Annotated in this window: 4 protein-coding genes and 1 pseudogene; 2 read left to right on the top strand and 3 right to left on the bottom strand. The window is 44.1% G+C overall.

Going from position 1 to position 4,655, the window contains the following annotated elements:
• Positions 1 to 365: pseudogene (locus ACZFYI_RS16035) on the top strand (alkaline phosphatase family protein); the annotation flags it as partial.
• A gap of 122 nt (positions 366 to 487) precedes the next feature.
• Here the strand turns inward: ACZFYI_RS16035 and ACZFYI_RS16030 are convergent.
• The 3 genes from ACZFYI_RS16030 to ACZFYI_RS16020 are packed head-to-tail and all read right to left on the bottom strand — an operon-like array spanning position 488 to position 3,343.
• Positions 488 to 1,768: a TIM barrel protein gene (locus tag ACZFYI_RS16030; RefSeq protein ID WP_462525139.1), complete on the bottom strand. Its 1,281-nt coding sequence runs from the start codon at positions 1,766 to 1,768 to the stop codon at positions 488 to 490.
• Complete coding sequence (locus tag ACZFYI_RS16025; RefSeq protein WP_462525138.1) at positions 1,752 to 1,946, bottom strand: hypothetical protein; 195 nt, start codon at positions 1,944 to 1,946, stop codon at positions 1,752 to 1,754. Before ACZFYI_RS16025 ends, ACZFYI_RS16030 begins: the two co-directional genes overlap by 17 nt.
• Positions 1,943 to 3,343 carry a purine-cytosine permease family protein gene (locus tag ACZFYI_RS16020; RefSeq protein ID WP_462525137.1) on the bottom strand — a complete coding sequence of 467 codons (1,401 nt, stop codon included), beginning with the start codon at positions 3,341 to 3,343 and terminating at the stop codon, positions 1,943 to 1,945. The genes ACZFYI_RS16025 and ACZFYI_RS16020 overlap by 4 nt, the downstream gene beginning before the upstream one ends.
• A gap of 213 nt (positions 3,344 to 3,556) precedes the next feature.
• Here ACZFYI_RS16020 and ACZFYI_RS16015 point away from each other — a divergent pair.
• The coding region (locus ACZFYI_RS16015) for an FGGY family carbohydrate kinase (RefSeq protein WP_462525136.1) at positions 3,557 to 4,655 on the top strand (1,099 nt) is incomplete at its 3' end.

Raw genomic sequence — 4,655 nt, 5'->3', positions numbered from 1 at the left:
ACAAGGATTCCTGGTTTACGTATTATTTTTGGTTGGATGATGCCAAAGCACCAGATTATGCCCGCTGTGTGGACATCCACCGCAAACCGGGATATGATCCTGTAGAGATGTTTGCCGATCCAAATATAAAAATGCTCAAAGCAACTATTGGACTCAAAATCCTTAAGAAAAAGCTTGGTTTTCGGTACCTGATGGACATTATTCCTTTGGATGCTACCTTGGTCAAAGGTTCGCACGGTGCCATTCCCAAAGACAGTTTGGACCATCCCGTATTTATCAGCCAAGACCAAGCCTTGAATTCCAAAGACAAACTCTCCCCGATTGAAATCCAGGATTTGATTTTGAAGTCGGTTTTTGGTAATTGAAAAATTGTTTTTATAGCCGTTGTCAGTGTCTCCACTGACAACCTTCTGTGTTATCCTTAAGAAAAGTCAATGAAGCCACTGAATGGGCGAATGGAATTAAAATAAAGCTAAAAGCCAAAATCCTACAACCCCGTCGCTCTAGTATTTTCTCCCCTTTTTTGAATTAGCTGCTTTCGGATTTCATGTTTTCGGTAAATAGAAATTGGATCCAAAGCACCGCCGGATTGCAGCCTTGCTTCTTTAATCAATGGCCTCACATCTGTCAGAAAGGCGTTTTGAAGGATTTCCTGCGCCATCACTATATCTCCATTCAGTTGGTATTCAGTCAGTTTTTTGCGATCAACCAAAAGCGACTTGGCGTAGGCAATCTTGATTGCTTCCAAAGCCTGCATCAGGTCCTCCAAAGGGTCTTTGGTATTGTGGCTCGCATCGATCATCCAAGAAATACTTTCCCAAGCCTGACAGCCATCTTCGGTTCCGGCAACCAATTCCAGGAATATCAAAAACAACTGATAAGGCTTGATACTTCCTGTGGTCAGGTCATCGTCTCCAAACTTCGAATCGTTGAAATGGAACCCTGCCAACATGTTTTGTCCCAATAAAATCCCCACAATCTGCTCGATATTGGTATTGGGAAGGTGGTGCCCAAGGTCAACCAAGACTTTTGCCCGATCTCCCAATTGCCTGCACAGCAAATGCGAGGTACCCCAACCCGGAATCACTGTACTGTAAAAATTCGGTTCATAAGGCTTGTACTCCAACAATAATTTCCAGTCCTCGGGCATTGACCCATAGATTTTTTGAAGGGATTCAAATGTATTGTCCAATGCCCTGCGGAAACTCTGTTGTCCGGGGAAATTACTTCCATCAGCCAACCAAACTGTCAGTCCTTTGCTCCCCAACTTTTCCCCAACTTCAATCACTTGTCTATTGTGGGCAACTGCCTGTTCCCTGACCTTTGGGTCATTGTGACTCAGCGAACCAAATTTGTAACTTTTCTCCTGCCCATAATCCTGAAAGGTATTGGAATTGACGGCATCAAAACCGATGCTGTGGCTTTTTGCAAGTTGGATAATAGCGGCATAATCCGATGGAATGTCCCAAGGAATATGCAGAGAAACAGCATCTGTACTTTTGGTAAGTTTGGCCAAAAGCCCTATATCTTCGATTTTTTCTTCCAAAGACCTAGGTTCTCCCCCGATTCCAAATCTTCCAAATCTCGTTCCTCCGGCACCCAAGGCCCAACTTGGAACAGCAATCTGAAAGCGGCTGATTTTGTCAATCAATTCCCCTAAAGATTTACCTTCTCTTGCCAATTGCCATGACAAAGCTTCAAGGCTCCGCTGATGACTTTCCAATCCTTTGGTATTGGCTTCCTTTATGTTTTCAGTTGTCAGTAGCATTGTCCTTGTCTGTTTTACTGTTGATCCAAAAAGGCGAAGTCCCAAACCACAACACCATCCCGAAAGCCATGAGGGTTGTATTTGTCTGCATGTCCATTTTGCCCAAAAACACCAAAACCGACGGAATGATGGACAACCCAAGACCGATATAGGATAGAATTACCAATAGAATTTTCATACGAGCGCCTCCTTTTTTTGTGGATATAAAACCTTTGACAAAATCAAAAATGTGATTACCGCTATAAACCATCCCGGCAAACCAAGGAAAAATATGTCAATCCCAAGCCCAAGATTCAATCCCAGACAGATTCCCAAAGTAATCAGCCATGTAAAGAAAGTAGCATTGGAAAAGGAGATGTTCCGATTATACGCCATTTCCTGTGTAATCCCAAACCTTGGAGAAAGGTAAAAATCCGCAAATATCACCGCACCCATCGGCATCAATACCAAGCCATATAGTGCCACAAAATCCAAGAGCTTCATCACCAAAGCCGGAAAGCATGCCGCAATGCTTGTCACCGCACCGACCCAAGCGGTCACTTTCCAGGTTTTCATTTTTGGGAAAACACCCTGCAAAGCCAGTCCTGCACGGTAGATCGTAGGATTGGCAGTGGACCAACCGGCGATGACCACACATACCGCTCCGGCAATTCCGGCTGCTCCATACGCAATCGGCCCAGGCGCAAATTCGGTGGAGAAATTACTGCTTTGAAGAAAGGCTGCATACAAAATGCCTGAGGAAATCCATGCGATAAAATGTCCGATAAACATTCCTGAAAAGGAAAGGAAACCATATTTCCAGGATTTGGCATAGCGGAGAATCGTCAAATCGGACATCCCGATGTGCATCGCCATATTGCAAAACCAGGCAAAGAACAGCACATGCCAAAAGGAAAATTTGCTCACCCCTTCCAACGGAACTCCTGTCCAGATCACTTTATTGGCGACTGCCCAAAACTCCGAAACCCGTGTAACCCCAAGCTGAGGCAATATTGCCAAAGCTGCGGAAATAAAAATCAAAATCATCCAAGGTGCAGCCACATTCGCAAACCTTGCCACTTGGTTGTAGCCTTTGATTGCAACCAAAGTGGTTACAAATCCGATCAACAAAACCGCCAAAACCCATCCCACAGAGGTAGGCAGCCATGTGGTCAAGGTCGGCATGGTCAGGTTAAACGGAATGCCAACTGCTGTCGCCGAAACCGCAATCATCGATCCCGCCAAAAAGCAAAACATCAGCGCATTGACCACATTGTAGATCGACACCATCTTGTACCCGCAGATCCGCTCCAATTGGTAATACAGCGTCATTCTTTTTGAAGTCGCTATCGGCGCCGTCATCAGTCCCCAACTCAAAACAGCCAATATATTTCCCAAAATCAATCCTACAAAAAAATCAAAAGCTCCAACCCCATGAGCCACAAAGAGCGGCCCTATGACAAATTCTGTCCCCGCAGTATGCTCTCCGGCATACATTCCCAAGAAACTCCGCCAACCTTTTTGGGCAGATTTGGGAACAGGTTCCCGCTCGTATTCATTGACGGCAATGGTTTTATTTTGGGTTTGATCGCTCATATGACCGGGTTAATCAGGTAAATAAAAGAATAAAAATCCAGCCGCTATCCTGCACTGTCCGTACCAAACAAAAATGCAAAATTTTGAATAATTTGGGTTTAAAAAACCTTCTTTTATTACCATCTTAGGAGAAAATTAGTCAAAATTCTCAACCCCAAAATAACCTGTTGGATCGGAATTCCATGGGTTAGCATTATTCCTATCTGTAATTTTATGGAAGCCTTTCTGATCTTTGATATTGGGAAAACAAACAAAAAAGCCATTCTCTACAACCCTGACTTTGAGATCCTTGAGGAGTCGAGCATGCACGTGGCAGAGATCCAAGACGATGATGGTTTTCCCTGCGATGACTTGATGAAGGTCAGCAATTGGGTTTTGGGCGTAACCGAAAAATTCCTAAAAGATCCAAAATACCGGGTTATCGGAATCAACTTTTCCGCTTATGGAGCCAGTTTGGTACATGTCGATAAAGCCGGAAAAGTTTGTACTCCTTTCTACAATTACCTGAAACCTGTGCCTGAATCCCTTTGGGAAAAGTTTTTGGCAGAAGAAGAAAATCTCCTCCAAAAAACCGCAAGCCCGGCTCTGAGAATGCTCAACAGCGGCTTCCAGCTTTATTGGCTGAAACATGAGAAACCCGAACTCTTCAAAAAAATCCGATTCAGCTTCCACCTTCCCCAATACTTTTCTTTTATTCTGACAGGGGAAAGATGGAACGACTATACAGGAGTGGGTTGCCACACCTGCTTTTGGGATTATGGAAAAAATGATTTTGCCCAATGGGTAAAAAAATCAAACATCGACAGTATTCTTCCTCCTTTCCCGACAGATTCCGGGATTGAAAAAAATCTCTTTGGACAGAGAGTTAAAATCGGATTTGGGATGCACGACAGTTCAGCCGCACTGCTTCCTTACATCCGATTGATGGACCGGCCTTTTATCCTGATTTCAACAGGAACCTGGAGCATTTCCTTGAATCCTTTTGATCAGGAAACATTGACTGCCGAAGAATTGGAAAGCGACTGCCTGAGTTTCCTACAACCCGATGGTACCAAAGTCAAGGGCGCACGGATTTTCCTTGGCAAAGAATATGAAGTGCAGGTCAACAGGATAGCTTCCCATTTTGGAGATACGGTCGAAAGGCTACAAAAATTGGAGTTCTCCCAAAATCAGATAAAATCCCTTTTCGCAGAAAACAAAAAAGATGTCTTCCAGCCTATCAGCTTCCAAGGTTCCGGACCAAAAGTAAAATGGGAAGGGCATGAAAATCCTTTATCACAATTTACAAATGCCGAAGAAGCCTGCCTTCAAC

The sequence above is a fragment of the Aquiflexum sp. genome (genome assembly GCF_977115555.1).
This window is presented reverse-complemented; position numbering and strand designations above follow the sequence as displayed.

Coding starts and splice junctions, on each gene's coding strand:
- ACZFYI_RS16030 (WP_462525139.1), bottom strand. CDS start 1,768: ATGCTACTGACAACTGAAAACATAAAGGAAGCCAATACCAAAGGATTG.
- ACZFYI_RS16025 (WP_462525138.1), bottom strand. CDS start 1,946: ATGAAAATTCTATTGGTAATTCTATCCTATATCGGTCTTGGGTTGTCC.
- ACZFYI_RS16020 (WP_462525137.1), bottom strand. CDS start 3,343: ATGAGCGATCAAACCCAAAATAAAACCATTGCCGTCAATGAATACGAG.